At 55.4% G+C, this 19,701-nt stretch carries 11 protein-coding genes; 5 read left to right on the plus strand and 6 right to left on the minus strand.

Features of this window, described 5'->3' with window-relative positions; genetic code table 11:
• Nucleotides 1–83 precede the first annotated feature (83 nt).
• The 4 genes from ACIQ2T_RS01390 (at nt 84) to ACIQ2T_RS01405 (ending at nt 6,740) form a co-directional block, all read left to right on the plus strand.
• Nucleotides 84–2,465: a glycoside hydrolase family 3 N-terminal domain-containing protein gene (locus tag ACIQ2T_RS01390; protein ID WP_397589256.1), complete on the plus strand. Its 2,382-nt coding sequence runs from the start codon at nt 84–86 to the stop codon at nt 2,463–2,465.
• A 15-nt stretch (nt 2,466–2,480) separates the two neighbouring features.
• Entirely contained in the window at nt 2,481–3,641 is a 1,161-nt protein-coding gene (locus ACIQ2T_RS01395) for an endo-1,4-beta-xylanase (RefSeq protein WP_397589257.1), read from the plus strand.
• Between the two features lie 76 nt (nt 3,642–3,717).
• Nucleotides 3,718–5,241: a tryptophan halogenase family protein gene (locus tag ACIQ2T_RS01400; RefSeq protein WP_397589258.1), complete on the plus strand. Its 1,524-nt coding sequence runs from the start codon at nt 3,718–3,720 to the stop codon at nt 5,239–5,241.
• Nucleotides 5,238–6,740 (plus strand): tryptophan 7-halogenase, encoded by a 1,503-nt coding sequence (locus tag ACIQ2T_RS01405; protein WP_397589259.1) that lies wholly within the window; start codon nt 5,238–5,240, stop codon nt 6,738–6,740. Before ACIQ2T_RS01400 ends, ACIQ2T_RS01405 begins: the two co-directional genes overlap by 4 nt.
• On the opposite strand, the gene ACIQ2T_RS01410 is transcribed toward ACIQ2T_RS01405, so the two are convergent.
• Genes ACIQ2T_RS01410 through ACIQ2T_RS01420 form a run of 3 tightly spaced genes read right to left on the minus strand, consistent with a single transcriptional unit; the run spans nt 6,737 to nt 10,808 of the window.
• Nucleotides 6,737–7,750, minus strand: coding sequence for a cupin-like domain-containing protein (locus ACIQ2T_RS01410; protein ID WP_397589260.1), 1,014 nt, complete (start codon nt 7,748–7,750; stop codon nt 6,737–6,739). The two genes, ACIQ2T_RS01405 and ACIQ2T_RS01410, sit on opposite strands and share 4 nt — an antisense overlap.
• Complete coding sequence (locus tag ACIQ2T_RS01415; RefSeq protein ID WP_397589261.1) at nt 7,747–9,306, minus strand: tryptophan halogenase family protein; 1,560 nt, start codon at nt 9,304–9,306, stop codon at nt 7,747–7,749. The genes ACIQ2T_RS01410 and ACIQ2T_RS01415 overlap by 4 nt, the downstream gene beginning before the upstream one ends.
• Complete coding sequence (locus ACIQ2T_RS01420) at nt 9,270–10,808, minus strand: tryptophan halogenase family protein (protein WP_397589262.1); 1,539 nt, start codon at nt 10,806–10,808, stop codon at nt 9,270–9,272. Before ACIQ2T_RS01420 ends, ACIQ2T_RS01415 begins: the two co-directional genes overlap by 37 nt.
• A 153-nt stretch (nt 10,809–10,961) precedes the next feature.
• On the opposite strand from ACIQ2T_RS01420, the gene ACIQ2T_RS01425 reads away from it, so the two are divergent.
• Nucleotides 10,962–14,303 (plus strand): TonB-dependent receptor, encoded by a 3,342-nt coding sequence (locus ACIQ2T_RS01425; protein ID WP_397589263.1) that lies wholly within the window; start codon nt 10,962–10,964, stop codon nt 14,301–14,303.
• Nucleotides 14,304–14,612: 309 nt separating this feature from the next.
• Here ACIQ2T_RS01425 and ACIQ2T_RS01430 read toward each other — a convergent pair whose 3' ends face one another.
• From ACIQ2T_RS01430 to ACIQ2T_RS01440, 3 genes are read right to left on the minus strand one after another with little or no spacing between them, the layout of a single operon-like run.
• Nucleotides 14,613–16,799, minus strand: coding sequence for a molybdopterin cofactor-binding domain-containing protein (locus tag ACIQ2T_RS01430; RefSeq protein WP_397589264.1), 2,187 nt, complete (start codon nt 16,797–16,799; stop codon nt 14,613–14,615).
• 1 nt (nt 16,800) lies between these two features.
• A complete protein-coding gene (locus ACIQ2T_RS01435; RefSeq protein WP_397589265.1) occupies nt 16,801–17,289 on the minus strand; it encodes a (2Fe-2S)-binding protein in 489 nt (162 codons plus the stop codon).
• A gap of 11 nt (nt 17,290–17,300) precedes the next feature.
• Nucleotides 17,301–19,616: a glycoside hydrolase family 88 protein gene (locus tag ACIQ2T_RS01440; protein ID WP_397589266.1), complete on the minus strand. Its 2,316-nt coding sequence runs from the start codon at nt 19,614–19,616 to the stop codon at nt 17,301–17,303.
• Nucleotides 19,617–19,701: the final 85 nt, after the last annotated feature.

The raw sequence follows: 19,701 nt of genomic DNA on the forward strand, positions 1-19,701 counted from the left end.
GAACACCATGTCAGAGATTGACGACGCCTTCGGCTTGTTTCATGGTAGCGTTATCATTTCAAGCGCCAGGGAAGACAGCGACGATGAAATCTGGTGCCGCCGCATTATTGCTATGTACCGCTGAGATCGCGGCAACCGCAATCTACCCCGTGCATGCTTCTGCCACAGAGGCCGTTGAAGCGGAAGCGCTTTACAAAGACGCCAAAGCGCCGATCGACGCGCGAGTAAATGACCTGCTGGCGAAAATGACATTGGAAGAAAAAGTCGCCCAAACCATGACTGTTTGGGATGCAAAGGCCGAAGTCTTCGATGCCAAAGGCGAGTTTGACGCTGTGAAAATGTCAGCCAAATTCCCCTATGGCATCGGTCAGTTTGCTCGTCCGTCTGACGCATCAGGTCCAGTGTCACCCCGCAAGGTCAAGGGGCGTGATGTACGTGGCACCGTGCGCCTTGTGAATGCGCTGCAAAAGCATGCGATGACACAAACCCGACTGGGCATTCCTATATTGATGCACGAAGAAGGCTTGCACGGATACGCAGCACTAGACGCTACGAGCTTCCCGCAGGCTATTGCCCTAGCTTCGTCGTGGGACCCCGGCTTGATACGAGAGATCAACGTCGTCATTGGCCGCGAAATCCGCGCTCGCGGCGTTAGCCTCGCATTGTCACCGGTAGTCGATATTGCCCGCGACCCACGCTGGGGCCGGATCGAGGAAACTTTTGGCGAAGACCCCTATCTCACAGCCGAATTGGGCGTGGCAGCCGTCGAAGGCTTGCAAGGCACGGGCAGGGTCACGACGCTTGCTCCAGGCAAAGTGTTTGCAACACTGAAGCACCTGACGGGCCACGGCCAGCCAGAAAGCGGAACCAATATCGGCCCTGCTTCCATCTCCGAACGCGTGCTGCGCGAATATTTTTTCCCACCTTTTGAGCAGGTGGTCAAGCGTACTGGCATTCAAGCGGTGATGGCTTCCTATAACGAAATCGACGGCGTCCCTAGCCATGCCAGCAAATGGCTGCTGGGCGATGTACTGCGCGGGGAATGGGGTTTCAAAGGCGCCGTGGTCAGTGACTATTATGCGATTGATGAGTTGGCCGGTCGGCATAGCATTGCAAAGGACAAAGCCGAGGCTGCGATACTCGCGCTTGCGGCCGGCGTGGATTCTGATTTGCCAACAGGAGCGGCCTACTCGACATTGATTACATCGGTGCGCGAAGGAAAGGTTTCCGAAGCGGCTATAAATCAGGCTGTAGGCCGGATACTGGCGATGAAGTTCCGCGCCGGGCTGTTTGAAAATCCCTATGCCGATGCCGATGCTGCGGTCAAGATTACCAACAACGCGGCGGCAAAGGCGCTGGCATTGAAAGCGGCGCAGCGTTCGATCACGCTACTCAAGAATGACGGTATGCTGCCTTTGAGCCTAACATCGAAGGCTGCAACAATTGCAGTCATCGGCCCAAGTGCCGCCGTGGCGCGGCTTGGTGGCTATTACGGCCAGCCGGCGGTGACCGTCTCAATTCTCGACGGTATCAAGGCCAAGGCCGGCAAACACGCCAATGTCGTTTTTGCGCAAGGTGTGAAGATCACCGAAGATGACGATTGGTGGGGTGATGAGGTCAAGCTTGCCGATCCGGCAGCTAACCGCAAGCTGATTGCCGAAGCAGTTGAAACCGCAAAGAATGCCGACCAGATCATTCTGACGTTGGGCGATACCGAACAGACCAGCCGCGAGGGGTGGGCAGAAAGCCATTTGGGTGATCGCAGCAGCCTTGATCTGGTGGGCGAGCAACAGGACTTGTTCGATGCGCTGAAGGCGACTGGAAAACCAATTACGGTGATACTGATAAATGGCCGACCAGCTTCGATCGGCAAGATTGCCTCTGAAGCCAATGCAATAATTGAAGGCTGGTATCTGGGCGAGCAGGGCGGCAATGCCTTAGCCGATGTGCTGTTTGGCGACGTCAATCCTGGCGGAAAACTTCCCGTCACGTTCCCGCGCAACGCTGGGCAATTGCCATTCTATTACAACCATAAACCAACCGCACGGCGCGGCTATCTGTTTGATGAAAAGGCCCCGCTTTACCCGTTCGGTTTTGGCATGAGCTATTCAACATTTGAGCTTGGCGCACCGACGCTTTCATCGGCGACAATTGCGGCAAACGGCACAGTCACCGTAACTGTTCCGGTTAAGAACACCAGCGACCGCGCAGGTGACGAAACCGTGCAAATCTATGTCCGCGACAAAGTTAGCTCAGTCACACGTTCAGTCAAAGACTTGAAGGCATTCAAACGGGTAACTTTGGCAGCGAGCGAGAGCAAAAATGTCATTTTCACGCTCACGCCCGAAACTTTCCAGATGTGGAATGACAAGATGCAGCGCGTCGTGGAGCCGGGCGAGTTCGACATTATGGCGGGTCCAGACTCTGCCAATTTAAAAACGGTCACGCTTACCGTCACGCCTTGATCGGGGAGAATCCAAATGGAAATGACACGGCGTGAGGGTCTGGCGGCGGTGCTGGCGCTGGCGACAACGGCTTGCTCAGGAAACTACAGCTCGCCTGTCAATTCTGTTGGCACTGCGTCCGCAATCGACAGTCTGCATAAGCTTGCGAAGGCCAAAGGTATGCGCTTCGGCTCAGCGGTTGGGGCGGGGCATAGCGGTTCAGGCTCGTTCCGAAACACAGGCTATGCGTCGCTGCTGAAACGCGACTGCGGCATATTGGTCGCCGAGAATGAAATGAAGTGGCAGTCGTTACGCCCCGACCCATTGTCTTTCAACTTTGCGCCATTTGACGAAATACTGGCCTTTGCCGAGAAAAATAATATGGCAATGCGCGGTCACACATTAATGTGGCATCGTCCGCAATGGCAGCCGAGCTGGTTGGAGGCCTATGACTTTGGTACCAACCCGGCAACTGAAGCAGCACGCTTGCTGACCACGCACATTACGACAGTTACCGACCGTTATCGCGGCCGCATCTTGAGCTATGATGTTGTCAATGAGACAGTAATGGAAGATTCAACGCTGGCACAAACCGCAATTTCCCGGGCCATTGGCGGCACCGAGGCGCTGGTCGATCTCGCCTTCCAAACCGCACGCGCACAACTGCCAGATGCCCAGCTCGTTTACAATGACTACATGAGTTGGGAACCAGGCAATGAAAAACACCGAGCGGGCGTGCTCAAGCTGCTCGAAGGGTTCAGGGCGCGCGGTGTGCCAGTCGATGCGCTAGGCATCCAATCGCATATCAGAATCGATACATATGATCCCTCCACAGGAACTGGGCCGAGGCAGGAACGGGAATGGCGTAAATTTCTCGATGAGGTGGTGGCTATGAATTACGATATATTGATCACCGAATTCGACGTAAACGATCAGGCTTTGCCCGGGGATATTTCGGCGCGGGACCGGTCGGTTGCGGACTACGCTAAAGCCTATTTCGAAGTCATGTTGGACTATCCGCAACTCAAGGATGTGCTTGCATGGGGCATGTGTGATTCATATTCATGGTTGCAGGAGTTCAAACCGCTCCGCACTGATGGACTTGCTAAACGTGCCTGCCCTTATAGTGCCGATTTTGCACCCAAACCACTGCACTCGAAACTTGCTGCGGCACTTCAGACGGCATCGGCACGATAAATAAACTGGCGCGGCCGTTAGCTAACGGCAGTATAGCGGAGTGACCTAAGTACGACCATTGGGGAAGGATACTTTTATGAGTAACGGTGGCGCAAAACCCATCCATGTCATAGTACTTGGCGGCGGCACAGCGGGCTGGATGGCGGCAACCGGCGTTGCGGTCATGCTTGGGGAACAAGTTCGCGTGACCCTCGTTGAATCCGAAGATATCGGCATTGTCGGTGTTGGAGAGGCTACGTTGCCGCACCTACGCAGCTTTGTCGAAAGCCTTGGTATTAACGAATCCGACTTCATGCGGGAGACGCACGCTACCTACAAGCTGGGCATCGATTTCCGCGATTTCGGTAAGATTGGCGACAGCTATATCCACCCATTCGGTAGCTTCGGTGAAGAGCTGGCGGGGATATCATTCCACCATTATTGGCTCGCCGCGCAGCAAAGGGGTGATGCTGGTCCGATTAGCGACTATTCAATGGGCGTTGCAGCAGCGCTCGCAAACCGGTTTCGTCCACCCGCAAACGATCAAACGCTTGGTTCAACCTATGGCTACGCCTATCAGTTCGATGCGACTTTGTTCGGTCCGTATATGCGCACATTCGCCCTCAGCAAAGGCGTTGAACGAATCGAAGGCAAAGTTATTGAGGTCCAGAAAGACAGTGAAACGGGCAATGTCACCACGCTGCTCTTAGACAACGGACAGCGCGTCAATGGCGACCTGTTTGTCGATTGTTCTGGTTTCCGCAGCATGTTGCTAGGAGAAGCTGTCGGCGCGGAGTGGGAGGACTGGTCGCACTGGCTACCTTGCGACCGCGCGGTAGCCATGCCCTGCGCCGCGGCTAGCGAGATAATCGAGCCCTACACCCGCGCGATAGCCATGCCCGCTGGCTGGCGTTGGCGCATTCCGTTGCAGCACCGTGTCGGCAACGGCTATGTCTATGCGAGCAGCTTCGTCGACGACGACAAAGCGGCGGATGCGATTGTCGCTGCGGTCGAAGGCGCTTCGCTAGCGGATCCCCGCATCCTGAAATTCCGGGCCGGGCGGCGCAAGAACAGCTTTGTCAAAAACGTCATCGGCGTCGGGCTGGCTAGCGGGTTTCTTGAGCCACTCGAATCGACCAGTATCTATCTAGCACAAATGGCTATCACCTATTTGATCGAATTATTCCCCAAGGACGGCAAGATTGAGAACGCGGACCGCACCGAGTTCAACCGGCTCGTTGACATGGAATATGACCGCATCCGCGATTTCCTGATCCTGCATTACCACGCTACAACGCGGGATGATTCGCCATTTTGGGATCATGTTCGCACGATGCAGGTGCCAGACAGTCTGGCGGGCAAGATGGAACTTTGGAAACGGACAGGACGCATTGCCAAATATTCCGAAGGGTTGTTTTACGACGCCAGTTGGATAGCGGTCTTTCTGGGGCAGAACATCCTTCCCAACGGCATCGACCCGCGCGTTTCGGTTCCCGACCCAGGCGGTATGGCACGCGCACTGTCTTCGCTGAAGCATGCAATTGACATGGAAGTCGCGACCATGCCGGACCATCGCGCCTATCTGCATTCGCGCAGCGAGCGATTGGCACCGCAGCTATGAATCATGCTGCTCAGCCCCGCGAACTGCCGCACGCCATTCTGGTGGTTGGCGACGGACAGGTAGGCGTACTGACCGCCATCGCCCTGCGCCAGGCACTACCGACCACGACGGTAACTGTAATCCCGAGTCCGGCAGATCACGCTGCTTTTGCCGACCGTATTGGCACAGCAATGCCCTTTACCAACCGGCTGCATGACCGGCTCGGCATATCCGAAATGGATTTGGTGCAAAGGGCTGGAGCGAGCCACCGGTTAGTTACTCGCTATCGCGGCTGGGCAAGTGAGACCCATGAGGGCATCAGCGGCTATGGCAGTGGTAACCCGGCGCTTGGCAACGCGTTTACGGGACATTTTGAGGCCGTCCGCAGTCCCGGTCAGGCAGCCGAAGCAAGGATTTTAACACCCGCCGCGGCGCTTGCCGCTACGGGCCGTTTTTGCCCACCCGATGGCGACCCCAACTCACCGCTCGCCACTATTGATTACGCGCTCCGATGGAATGTCGCGGCCTATCGCAATCTGCTGATTGCAAAGGCGATGCAGCTTGGCATTCAATATGCACCAAAATTTCCCGCTGATGTGCAATATAGCGAACGGGGCGATATCGCTGCAGTCATTCTTGACGACAATGCTGGAGCGATTGCCGCCGACCTGTTTATCGATTGTAGCGGTCCTATGCGCTGGTTGATGAGCAGGATGGACGGCGCGACGCTTGACAGCTGGAGGGAAAATCTGCCCTGCGATCGAGTGTTGATCGCCGCGCCGGGTGAACCGGTTTTGGCGCTCGAAGATCGGATGACCCTGACCCCGCATGGCTGGTTGAACGAGATTGGCGGGCGTGACGGGGTGCAGCGGATATTTGCATTCCCCGCATCGCTGGGCAGTGCCGACGCGGAAGCGCATCTAATAAGGGCAGGCGCTTCCGCTGCCATCGCCGCGGCAATTCATCCCGGCGCACTCGTCCGGCCCTTTGTCGGCAATGTCGTTGCCTTGGGCGACGCAGCGGCGAGTTTCGAACCAATTGGCGGTACAAATCTGGATCTCGCCCACCGACAGTTGTCTTTGTTGCTCGAACTGCTCCCAGGGCGCAACGTCGAACCACGCGAACGCGAAGAGTATAACCGCCGCGCGGAGCTGATGGCTTCGTCGCTGCGTGATTGGTTGACTAGCCATTATGCCGCGCTCGGAATGCCCGGCACGCCGTTTACGGCGCGTGTGTCGCAACTCACATATTCGCCGTCGTTCAACCTGCTGATCGACATGCACCGGCGACATGGTCGGATGCCCTTTTTCGAAGAAGCGCCGGTGCTGCCATCGGAGTGGAGCGCTATGCTGCTGGCGCTGGGCATATCCTCGGCACCCTCAGCCCACGCGCTAGCCCAGTCGGCTGAACGGAACCGCTCGTTGACGCAGCAGGCGGAAAATGCGGCGCGCGCAGTGGTAGATGCAGCGCCGCCTTATGGCGAATGGCTGGAGTCTGTATTGCCGCAGCCTGGTGTTTAACGCTGCATCGAGGCTCTGATGTAGGCCATCATCTTGCTGATTAGCTTCGGCGAAAACGGCCCAAGCATGCCCTTCGATCCGTCTGGCAAATGCGCGCCTGGATCATGCTCGCCAAAGGCAAAATACTCGGCGATATTGCGCCAGACCTCTCGCTGTTCGGGGTTCAGATGCCGGAAGGCCGCAATCATGTGAAGTAGCGCATCATAAGGCGGAGCCATAACCTCATGCGGGTTGTTCCACCAGTAATTGACGAGGATGTTCAGTGTATCTAGGCTATCTACCGCATGCCACCAGCCATAGGGAATGTAGATCGCATCGCCGGGTTCGAGCGTTGCGGTTTGCGAATATTTCCATGCTTCTGCAAAACGCGGATAGATCTCCAAGTCAGGATTTATTGGGTCAACGAGGCTGGTCGGCGTTCCCGCAGGGGTAAGTTCGAGCGGCCCCAGATATAGGTTAGAAATCTGCTCGGGCGGAAACAATATGAAGCGGCGGCGGCCCGCTACATTGCAGGCGACATTTTCGCTCAGGTCGTAATGCGTTGCCGTCCGAACGCGATTGCCGAGCCAGATGCGGCCTTCAACATCGGGCAACAGATCAAGCCGGTTCGCTTGCGCAAAGCGCGGCGATACGATGCGCAGGACTTCCGACTGGACGGACATTGCGTGCGGCATGTCTTTGGCATTTTCATCCATCAGGTCGCCTAAGAATTTGGCCAGTTGGCCCTGCCCCTTGATGAAGTTAAATCCGGTCAATTGCGGGTTGTAGAAAAGCCGCCCCTGCTCGGACGGAGCCGCCGCGAGCGCGGTTACCGGGCGGGTCGTGCCACATTCGTTCAGATAGGCGACCATCGCTCTATCGCCTCGTTGTCCGGCAGCTACACATGGCCAGTCGGCGACCAAACCGCGCATCACCAAGGGCTTTGCCGCGGGACGGATATGTTCGTGAAATTCAGTAAAACCAGCTTTACCGGTTTCGGCAATCGCTAATGGCTCGGACAGCCACGTCACCCCTTCACCATCACACTACCCTGTTGGATGAGAAATTCGGACTGCGTTGGCATCGCATCCGCCGTGCCTTGAACAACGCTACGGATATGCGCGAGACGGTTCATCGTTTCATTATCTGGCAGTAAATCGGCTGCGGGGTGATAGCCGTCTGCCTCCATGCCTTGCCCCACCATCACCGACAGCCAACTCGTCTCAGTAAACAGCTCGTTATTCTCGCGGAACACCCTGCCCGACGAACGGAACATTGCTAGCTTGTCCGCCAGCCCAGGCGGCGGCTCCAGCGTGCGGCAATAGTCCCAAAAGGCGGAATCGTTGCGCTCGGTTGCTTTGTAGTGCAGCACAAGGAAATCGCGAATTTCCGAATAATCTTCAATCGACTCGCGGTTAAAGCGGTCGATTTCCTCGCGGCGAAATTCGCGAGTTGGGAACAGCGTCATCAGTCGGGCAATGCCTGCCTGAACCAGATGGATCGCAGTCGATTCAAGCGGCTCCAAAAAGCCACCTGCCAAGCCCAACGCAACCACATTCTTCTCCCACGCCTTGTGCCGATGTCCGGCAGTGAAACGGATATAGTTGGGGTCGGCCAGCGGCTCGCCGTCAAGATGGGCAAGTAATAAGGAAGTTGCCTCGTCAGAAGACATATGCATGCTTGAATAAACATGGCCATTGCCGATCCGGTGCTGCAACGGAATACGCCATTGCCAGCCAGCGGGCCGCGCAGTGCTGCGGGTAAGCGGTTCGCTCAATTCGCCTTCCGGATGCGTGCAGGGAATGGCGACCGCTCGGTCGCAGGGCAACCACGGCGTCCAGTCCTCGAACCCGACGCCGAGCGTTTCACCAATCAACAGGCTGCGAAAGCCCGAGCAGTCGATGAACAGGTCGCCCGTGATATGCGTGCCGTTTTCAAGAACGACCGCAGTGACAAAACCGCTCTCATTATCCTGCTCGACCTTTGTGATTTTGCCTTCTGTCCGCTTGACGCCCTGCGCCTCTGCGCGAGCGCGCAGATATTTCGCATAACGGCCCGCATCGAACTGAAAGGCATAGCTGAATTTGGAGAGCGGCGAATTGGGCTGGTCCGAATGCGGCCGCATGAACCGGCCTGCTTTGCCCGCCACCGCCGCCATCGAATAGGCGTCGAGCAGGCTGTTGTCGCCAAGCCCTTTGCCCTTAAGCCAGAAATGTTGGAATTCGATACCCATCATATCGATGCCGTAATGGCCAAAGGGGTGAACGTAACGATGCCCCAACCGCGTCCAGTCGACAAACTCAATGCCGAGCTTATAGGTCGCCCCGGTTTGGCGCACGAACTCATTTTCATCGATGCCAAGCAAGTTGTTGAACAGGCAGATATCAGGGATGCTTGCTTCGCCAACACCGACAGTGCCAATGGCATCGGATTCGACAAGCTCAATGTGCAGCCCCGGCAGCGCGCTGAACACTCGAGAAAATGCCGCCGCCGTCATCCATCCGGCGGTACCACCGCCGACGATCACCATTTTGCGAATGGCATAGTCATTCATGGCTGCACGATCCGGACGTCCGATGCGGCCCATGCCCCGGCCTTTCGCAAAAATTCCTCGTGCGTGGGCAGCGCATCGGCGGTCGCTGTATAGCCTCGACGCATCTGCGCCATCGCTTCGCTTACGCGCTTTTCATCGAGCGCATCGGTCAGCGTGTCCCAGTGCTCGGGCCAGATGTTCTGCCCCAACATCACCGCAACCCAACTCGGCATGCTAAACAGTTCTGCATTCTCGCGGAACACTCGCCCCCGTGTTTTGAACAATTCCATTTTGCGCGCTAGCGGCTCGGGTATGTCCATATCGCGGACATAGCGCCAGAACGGAGTGTCATCGCGCTGCGTCGCCTTGTAATGCAGGATGATGAAATCGCGGATATCCTCATAAAGATCGCGCATCCCGCGATTATATTCGTCGCGTTCGAGCGGATTGAAGTTTTTGTCTGGAAACAAAGCAAATAGCCGCGCAATGCCGTTCTGGATCAGATGGATGCTGGTTGATTCCAGCGGTTCGAGAAAGCCACCAGAAAGGCCAAGCGCCACGACATTATGACTCCAGCTGAGATCACGCCTTCCGGTGGTGAAACGCAGCCGGCGCGGATCCGCCAAAGCTTCGCCCTCGAGGTTGGCCATCAGCACCGCCTCGGCCGCGTCATCGTCGAGATATTGGCTCGAATAAACATGCCCGTTGCCGCTGCGGTGCTGCAGCGGAATACGCCATTGCCAACCTGCAGTCCGCGCGGTTGACCGGGTGAACGGGTCAGGTGGGCCGATATTGGCGGTCGGAACGGCAATCGCGCGATCCATCGGCAGCCAGTGGCTCCAGTCCTCATAACCTACACCCAGCGTGTCGCCGATCAACAGACCGCGAAAGCCAGAGCAGTCGATGAACAACTCACCTGTGATTTTCGTTCCGTCGGCCAACTCTACGGATTCGACAAAACCGTCGCTGTCGCGGCGATGAACGCGGACAATCTTGCCCTCCTGCCGAACAACCCGATTGGCCTCAGCGTGACGGCGCAAAAACTTCGCATAAAGGGATGCGTCAAAATGAAAGGCGTAGAATAACTCGGAAACCGGCGAACGTGCGGTCGCATTGGCCCGTCCAAACTTCCCCAGCTTTGCCGCCATGGCCGACATGCAATATTCGGATATCGACCGGTGGTCGCCGCGGGCATATTCGCGCAGATATAGCTGATGGAAATTGATGCCATGTAGGTCCTGACCATAATGCCCAAACGGGTGAAAATAGCTTTCGCCCAGCCTACCCCAATTTACAAACTCGATGCCCAGTTTGAATGTACCCTGCGTTTCTCGTAAAAATTCATTTTCATCGATATCGAGCATGCGGTTGAAATTCAGGATCGCCGGAATGGTCGCCTCACCCACGCCAACAGTGCCAATTTCATCTGATTCGATAACAGTTATTTTGCGTTGGCCATTATCCAAAAAACGACCAAAAGCCGCGGCGGCCATCCAGCCAGCGGTGCCGCCGCCAACGATTACAATATCGCGGATTGCATGATTTTCATTGCTCATGTGACTTTTTTGCACCCATTTCCAAACAATTCTCTCGATCGCTTTTTGTACGTTAATTCAGGCCTTGCCAACCGCCAAATAGAAATATAGGTAGCGCTACCAGAAGCGCAATGTGTAAAAATGATAGCGCTATCAATTGGGAGAGGTTACGCCATGGAAAAGCAATCATTGAATTTGTTTGAGTCGATCCGTGCACTGGGGGGTGGGTCGGTGCCGATTTTGCCTTTGAAGTCCAGTGTATCAATGCTTGCGGTTTGTGTGCTGCTGACCAGCGCTCCGTCCTACGCACAAGATGCAGCAGCGGCTGAGACGGAAGACAATGGAGACGCCATTGTTGTCACAGGTATCCGCGCGAGCCTTGCAAACGCGCAGAGCATCAAAAAGAATTCAGACACAATTGTGGATGCCATTACCGCGGAAGACATCGGCGCTCTACCCGACCGTTCCGTAACTGAGGCACTCCAACGGATTCCTGGTGTAGCGATTAACCGCTTTGCTGGTTCGAATGATCCAGACCACTTCTCAGTAGAGGGATCGGGTGTCGTTATTCGCGGCCTGAACTTTGTGCGCTCGGAATTCAACGGGCGCGATTCGTTTGCAGCAGGTGTTGGCGGACAGGCCTTGAACTTTGCGGATGTTCCATCCGAGTTGTTAGGCTCAGTCATAGTCAGCAAAAATGCGACGGCTGACATGATTGAAGGCGGACTTGCCGGAACGGTCAACCTCAACACCCGTAAACCCTTCGATAACAAGGGCTTTCATATTGGTTTGAACCTTGAGGGCAATTATGGCGATTTCCGGAAGGAATGGACGCCTACAGGTTCCCTTCTACTGAGCAACACCTGGGAAACCGGCATTGGTACCTTTGGACTCTTGGGCAATCTTTCCTACTCGCGCATCAAAAGCCGAGCTGATGGCCTGCAGATTTCGAATTTCCAGACAAGAGACGGCGCTTATGTCTTGAAGGCAAATGCAGGCGGCACACAAGTCTGCCGAAATCGTCTGCCTAGCAGCAACAACACAACACTTTTACCCGCTCAGTCCAACAACTGTAATGCAGCGCAAACAACCGGCGCAGATGGTTTTGCAGATCTGCGTTCGGTGGCTTATGCTCCCCTTGGTGGTCAATTCCGCACACAGGAATTCGACCGTACACGTGACGGTCAGGCGCTTGCCTTCCAGTTCGAATCAATTGATCGCAATACTGTGCTGACCGCGCAATTCCTTCGGTCGCACACGACCAACAAATGGGGTGAGCGTACTTTCGAAACAGGCTCGGATCTCTCGGAATATGGTACCCAGCCAATCGGCTGCTTGCAAAACAATCGGGGGCCAGCTGAACTGAGGACCGATGGGACATTTGGCGACGGCACGACCCGGGCAGAATGCCCGATTGGCGCCAGTTTCCAGAACTACACCTATGACGAGAATAATCTGTTCCAAAAGGGATATATAACTAATCCAAGTGACGGCTGGCGCGGCAATCCAAATACGTTCGTCCCAATTGGTGGATTGCAGCAGGTTGCTGTACGTCGCGAAGTTGACGAAGAAAGCACCAACACCGATTATGCTCTGAACTTGCAAACGAAGTTGACGGACAGACTGAGCCTTAGCCTCGACGGGGACTACACAAAGTCGGTAAAGAAAAATCTTGACGTCAGCATCATGGGTTCAACTTGGGCGGATCAGGAGCTGGATCTGACCGGCGACCTACCAGTGGTGATCCCGCACAAACCGAACTATCTTGGGTACAGCTGGGCGGGACCAAACCCGACGCTTGGGGCAATGTCAGATGCGCAATATTTTGCTGACAAGCGCGTTCAATTCTGGCGCTCGGCAATGGACCATATCGAAAATAGTACCGGATCGGAATTTCAGTTCCGCGGTGATCTAGCCTATGACTTTGACGAAACTTCTTTCCTACGTCAGCTCAAGTTTGGTGCTCGATATGCGGACCGCGATCAGACTGTTCGCTACACCACCTATAATTGGGGCGTGCTGAGCGAAGTGTGGGCGGGCAACAGTCCGGTTTCGGTAAGCCAGGTCGGCAGCGGCAATGCTGACTTCTACGCCTTTCCGGACTTCTTTCGCGGACAGTCACCTGGGCCAGCTGGCGCGTACTACTATAATGGCGATCTGATTGGCGATTATGCCGGATCTTCGACCTTTGCTAAATCGGTCAACGCTGCTTGGGTTGCCAATGGCGGCAATGCCGGTTGGGTTCCGCTTGCGGAGCGCGGTGGTGTGACAGCTGGCACAGCATTCCTGCCCTCAGATATCCAACCGGTCAGCCAGCAGGACACGGCCTTGTACCTACAGGCGAAATTCGGTTCCGAGGACTTTGGCGGGATGCGGCTATCTGGAAATATCGGCGTGCGGTATGTTTCATCGGACATTAGGTCTGATGGCCAAATTAGTGTTGGGACGCAGCAGCAGCTTGGCATCTCGCAGCCCTATAGTGTACGCTGCGCACCGGTTACCCGTCCCGGGATTGGGGGCACAATTCCTGCTGGCGGTTTATGCAGCACGTTGAACGCGACGCAATATGCTGCGCTTCAGACATTTGCCAATGGATCGAACCTATTTGACTCTGCTCAGAGCAATTATGATTATTTCCTACCGAGCTTTAATGCCAAACTTGGTGTTTCAGACGATGTGAATTTCCGATTTGCGGCGTCGAAGGTACTTACCAGGCCTGATAATGCCTATCTTCGGAACTTCTTGAACACCGGCCTAGATGGTGCAGGAAATCTGACGGCACAAACTGGCAATCCTTACCTAACGCCCGCAACCGCATGGCAGTTCGACCTGACGGCGGAATGGTACTTTGCTCGGGTTGGTTCGCTGACCTTCGATGTCTTCTACAAAGATATCCGTGACTTCTTTTATCAGGCAGTCACCGATCGTTCTATTACCAACAACGGCGTTACGCAGAACGTCCTTGTGCGTGGCCCGGCCAACTTTGACGGGAAGGGTAAAGTAAAAGGTTTCGAAATTGCCCATCAGCAGACCTATGATTTCCTCCCCGGATTTCTGGATGGTCTTGGTACGTCGGCCAACTATACTTACATCAAGAGCAAGGGGCTTCCGAATACGTTCCTAAACGGCGGCAATCTGGCCGCTAACTCCACAGTAGCTCCCGGCAATCTGCCGCTTGAACAGCTATCGAAGCATAATGTGAACGCAACTGTCTTCTATGAAAAGGGACCAGTTTCGCTCCGTGCGGCTTATAACTGGCGCTCACGCTTCTTGCTGACTGCATCGGATGTGATTTTCCCATATTATTCGATCTACAACGAGGCGACTGGACAGTTGGATGCGTCTGCATTCTTTAGCGTGACTGATAACATTAAGATCGGGGTCCAAGGCGTTAACCTGCTTAATGAGGTGACCAAGACTTCGCAGGCCTATACCGGTAACCCCAGTCTACTGGCACCGCGTTCCTACTTCATGAACGACCGCCGCTTCTCGTTCATCGCTCGGGCGAATTTCTAAGCCGGATTGGTGACAATATCGCAATATAATGGCGCCGTCTGACCCGCTCAGGCGGCGCCGTTGTAACCACCTGGCTCTCCTCCAAGCACGATTAGCGTCTAGCTTAAGGGAGTGGCCGATTATGAAACGAACAAGGTTTTAAGAGAAGGGTAAACAATAGTTCGTTCCCCGGGGTCTGCACCGCAACCTCAAGGCCATAAGCCATCGCCAATCACACCAATTCGGACGCCTCGCGCGAACTGCCGAGGGCGGGCGTACGCGGCAACATCGCTAAGGAAAAATTCGCGGTAGATGGCGACAGGAACTTGATCAAGTACGTGCCGTGTCAATGGCCGCCCTTAAGTCTTGTTCTGTCAAAGGAAGTTGACGCAGGCGCACGCCACATGCAGCGAAGATCGCGTTGGCAACGGCTGGAATGACAGGCGGCAGGGCAGGTTCACCTAGGCCCGTTGGCGGAAATTCACTAAGCACAAACTGCACGTCAACCTCAGGCGCTTGAGGCATACGCATCATCGGAATATCTTGAAAGTTCGTCTGAACCGCTCGGCCCTTTGAGAACGTAATTTCTGCCGACATAGAACCAATACCATCCATCACGGCACCCTCAACTTGGTTTTTGGCTGCGCTTGGATTGACGATCTGGTTTCCGACATCCCCTACCGCCCAGACCTTGAGAACGCGCCATTTGCCATCGTCCGTCACTCTGACCTTCGCAACTTCAGCAAAATATCCATGGTGGCTAAAATAGGTTGCCACGCCCATGCCCTCGCCTTTGCCGGAGGCCCTACTTCTCCAGCCCGAACGCTCCTCGACAGTCTTCAAGACAGCGCGCATTCGCGCCGGATTGTATCCCCCGAACCGATCTCCGTTGTAATCATCAATGTGGGCATTGAGATGGGCCAGACGGAAGGCAATCGGATCCTGGCCCGCACCATGAGCGATCTCGTCGCAAAAAGTCTCGTGCACAAAAGCAAGCGCGTTAGAAACAGGTGCACGCAGGTAACCTGTTGGTATGGTGGTTTCAATCTTGGAGAACTCAACACGGGTGTGTGGAGCGACGGTCAAAGCGAATGCGTTACCTGCGACCTCATCGCCTTGTACAATCTTGCCTTCACGGGTGAAGTTCACACTGTGGCTAATATAAGCTGCCAACTTACCTGATGCATCAACGCCGGCACGGACACGGTAGTAACCTCCGGGGCGAAAGAAATCGTGAGCGACATCATCCTCGCGCGCCCAGACCAGTTTGACTGGTGCACCTGCCTTTTGCGCAATAGCGACGGCTTCTGCCATGTAGTCGTTCTCGAGCCGACGACCAAAGCCTCCCCCACATCGTCGCATATGGACGGTGACGATGGCCGGATCGATGGAAAGCGTCTTTGCAATGAGCGCCTTGCCGTCATTAGGTTGCTGCGTCGGCGCCCAAATTTCGACGCCCTCAGCTTTTACCACGGCTGTACAGTTTTGCGGTTCCATCGGGACGTGGGCCAAAAATGGCACGTTGTATTCGGCGTCAAAAGTGTGGGTAGCCGATCTCAAAGCAGCGTCAGCATTGCCGCGTTTTTCTTTGACCTCGCCCTCGCCTAGCAACAGCGTCTTGGCGGTTTGGGAATAGATTTCACTGTCGTGCAATTTACCGACGGCTTCATCCCATACCGGTGAAAGCAGGGCGCGCGCAGCCTGCGCGTACCACCAACTAGTGGCGACAATTGCAATACCATCCTTCAGCCCATGCAGATCCGTGCCCTTAAGCACAAATACGTCTTTGACGCCGTTGGCGGCCTTCGCAGCGGAAAGATCGCACGAGATGAGCCGCGCGCCATAAACTGGTGACTTCAAATAAACCGCGTACAACATGCCGGGCAAGCTCACGTCGATGCCAAAAATCGGTTCGCCCCTAACGATTTTTGGATTGTCATATCCTTTCTGTGTCTTGCCAATTAGCAAAAAGTTTTTAGGGTCCTTTAGCGTAAGCTTAGTAGGATCGGGTGGAGCCAGAAGCGCGGCTTCGGCGGCCAATTCACCATAGTCAAACGTTGCGCCGTCCTTGTGCCTTACTTTGCCAGCCTTTGTTGTGAAGGCGTCATGCGTGGCTTTCATACGTCTTGCAGCCGCCTCGATCAGAAGCCAACGCGCTGCAGCCCCGACCTGGCGCATCGGCATGTATTCCAGAGCGGTCGCCATACTGCCGCCAGCAAACTGAGCGCCGAAGCGCTTGTCATCGGAGGCGGCGGTTTCTATCCTCACATTGGCCCAAAGGACATCTAGTTCTTCGGCAATAAGCATGGGAAGGCTGGTCATGACCCCTTGGCCAATTTCAGGATTTTTGGCTATGAGGGTCACTATGCCGTCAGACGAGATAGCGACATAATCGGTTACTGCTGTCACTGGACCTGGATCGTCCTTTTCTGTGCAGGCCGACAAGCCGAAACCAAGCAAAAGCCCTCCTCCGGCCAAGACGCCAGATTTCAGAAAAAGCCGACGTGTTGTTTCCATTTCAGGCCTCCGTGCCGCGGTTGCGAGTGTCGTCTACGGGCTGTCCCGATGCTGATTTGATCGCTGCCCTTATGCGCTTGTACGTAGCGCACCGACACAGATTGCCTTCCATCGCCACGTCAATGGCTGCGTCGTCAGGTGTGGGGTTCTGGGTCAACAGAGCCGTCGCGGTCATAATCTGACCGGCCTGGCAATAGCCGCACTGAATAACGTCGAGTTCGAGCCAAGCTTCCTGAATGGCGCGTCCCTGGCGGCTGCCAGCTATGCCTTCTATAGTCACGACTTTGCCGTCACCGATGCCGCCGACCGGGGTGATGCACGCTCGCACGGGTTCTCCGTCGATATGGACCGTACAGGCACCGCACTGAGCAACACCGCAACCGAATTTGGTCCCCTTTACATCCAGCTCGTCCCGCAACACCCAAAGGAGGGGCATTTCGTCTGGTACTTTAAGTTGTCGAGGTTGGCCATTAACCGAAAGTGTGATCATCCTACTCTTCCTTAATCCTTGTCGTGTTTCGAGAGTAACTTTACGACAACCGGATGATTTAGCCCGTCGACCGTTGAGTCAAGCCAGGCGTTGAATCCGTTCAGATCGCGCACGCCGCTCAAGTCCTGCACCCAAGTCGCGCCAAAAGCATAGCGCACATGACCTGGATCCTTAAATGTCACGAAATAGGTTCGCCCATCGTCTCGCACGTCTCCCGTTGTGTCCTTTGGCTTGAAGAAAATGGCTAGGCCCAGATTGTCATTCGTAAGAGCCTGCTCGCCCCATGAAGCAAAATAGCTCCATGCTTCTGACTTCTCACCCTTCAGTAGCAGAACCCCTGGATGATGGCGGAAGCCGGCGGCAAAGGGAGAAACTGATCCGGTTGCTGCAGCATCGACAAAGGTAAGAGCCTGCCCGTATGAAATCTTGTAGTGGGCACGCAACGAACCTCCGCCGGAATCGAAGTCGGAATGCGTTACGATTGCATGACCTGTAATTGCGGTATTAGCAACTTCGGCCGCAATAGTCGATGGACCGATTTGTTCGGCCTTGCCGTTTTTCACGATGCCGATGCCACCACTCCCCAGGCTCTTGTCGACCTGAAAAATGTCCTGCCCCCAATCATTCATTACATGATAGTCGCCTTCGTTTTGTCCTATGGACGGCAGGATGGGTCTAGGTAATTTCTTGCCGTAAATGTCGGTGACGCTACGTTCATCCAAGTAAAGCCTGTAGGCAACCTTGTCCGACTCCCAACCTATGCCTTCAAAGGCGATCAGGCCATCATGGATAAAATGTTCAGCGGGGACTTGGTAGGACTTGCGCAGGTGAAAAGTACCGCCCTTAAGCAATCCGTCTTCCATTTTCCCGCCGTCTTGTACATTCAATATTGCGTGCACAAGTTCGGGCAAAGGTGCGGGTTGCGGCCGAACGCTGACCTGCAACGTTTGATGCTGCTTGATCGGCATGACAAAGCTTAGGATGCCGCGTTCATATTGCGCCGGGTAGACGGCGCCGCCTGTTTCCACCGACCATCCGCCAGCACGACTTTCTGGGAGCCCCATGGCGATCTGGGCAATGGCCGCCCCCTGATCAAAGCGAGAAGGGTTATAGACTTCAAGGCTTGCTACGACAGACGGTGCCGGAAGGTCAAGGTCGGCCACCTCACCAGCAGCGAGCAAAAATGCGCCAACACCGTATAGCTGGGTATCATCGTAAACTACAGCTTCGGGCCGGTCGCTTATCGACTGAACGTAGCCGAGCCTACCATCCTTTTGAACGGAACGCACAAGAGCTGCCCATCCTTTGCGGACATGGGGCTCGTACGTGGATCGATCCAGCAACCCAGTTTTTACACCCCACGCAAGTCCGTACGTGAAGAAGCCTGTACCACTTGACTCGGGCGGACTGACCGCAGCATCGCCGAGCAAGGACGGAGACCAGAAACCATCAGGCTTTTGAAGAGCAATGAGCGCGACTGCCATCTCTTTGAAGATGCGTTCCATATAGGTGCGGTCCGCATCGCCTTCAGGAAGCAGCGAAATCATCCGCGCCAGACCAGCGAAAACCCAGCCGTTGCCTCGGCTCCAGAATATCTTTTTTCCATTGATGCCGCGCCGCTCGAAAAAGCGGCTGTCCCGGAAATAGAGGTGCGATGCCGGGTCATAGAGCTTGCCAGTTGTCGCGCGAAATTCTCTCTTTGCATAGTTGGCGTAACGCAGATCGCCGGTGACCTTGCTCATTTCCAGCCAAACAGGGGGTGCCATGAATAGCGCATCACTCCAGCACCAGCGATCTCGGCAGGTCAAACCGTTGCCAACAAAGTTTAGATCATTGACCGGAGGCTTCGCCAGGATTTCGTCGAGGCGCGCGCGCATCGGCACAATCGCGGCGTCACCGGCACCGTGCCGCGATGCCCAGAAATAGCTCGATCCGATGATGTGGTCGTCGGCGTCATTGATCATGTCACCAAGTCGCCAGCCGTTGGCTTGTCCTCGGGCGCGAATAACTGCGGCGAATTCCGGCCGGGACGAATGATCCGCCAAAGACATGAGGCCGACAAACAGTGCACCCTGCTCCCAGCCTCTTGGGTCGGGGTAGGCGGCAGAGGGGTTCGGCTTTAAGCCTGCTGCCATGGTAGCCAATTGATAGTTCCCGACCTTTTCAGCCAGTGCAACAACTTCTTGTCGATTCCAAGGGATTGCTGAAGGCGCTGAAATCACAGATGCGCTTGCGGGCCTAAGTTCCCGCGAATGGACCTCAGAGGTCATCACGCAGACTGCCAATACGCAGCATGCCAGTGAAACGGCTTTACGAAAGATGGCCATTCATTTCTCCCAGAAAGGACCGTCAAGCGCGCCGGGTGGACAGGCAAACTTGCTCGGCCCGGCAATCTTTCCAATGTGGCGGATC

Source organism: Sphingorhabdus sp. (assembly GCF_044357595.1).
In the GTDB taxonomy this organism is placed as follows: Bacteria; Pseudomonadota; Alphaproteobacteria; order Sphingomonadales; family Sphingomonadaceae; genus Sphingorhabdus_B.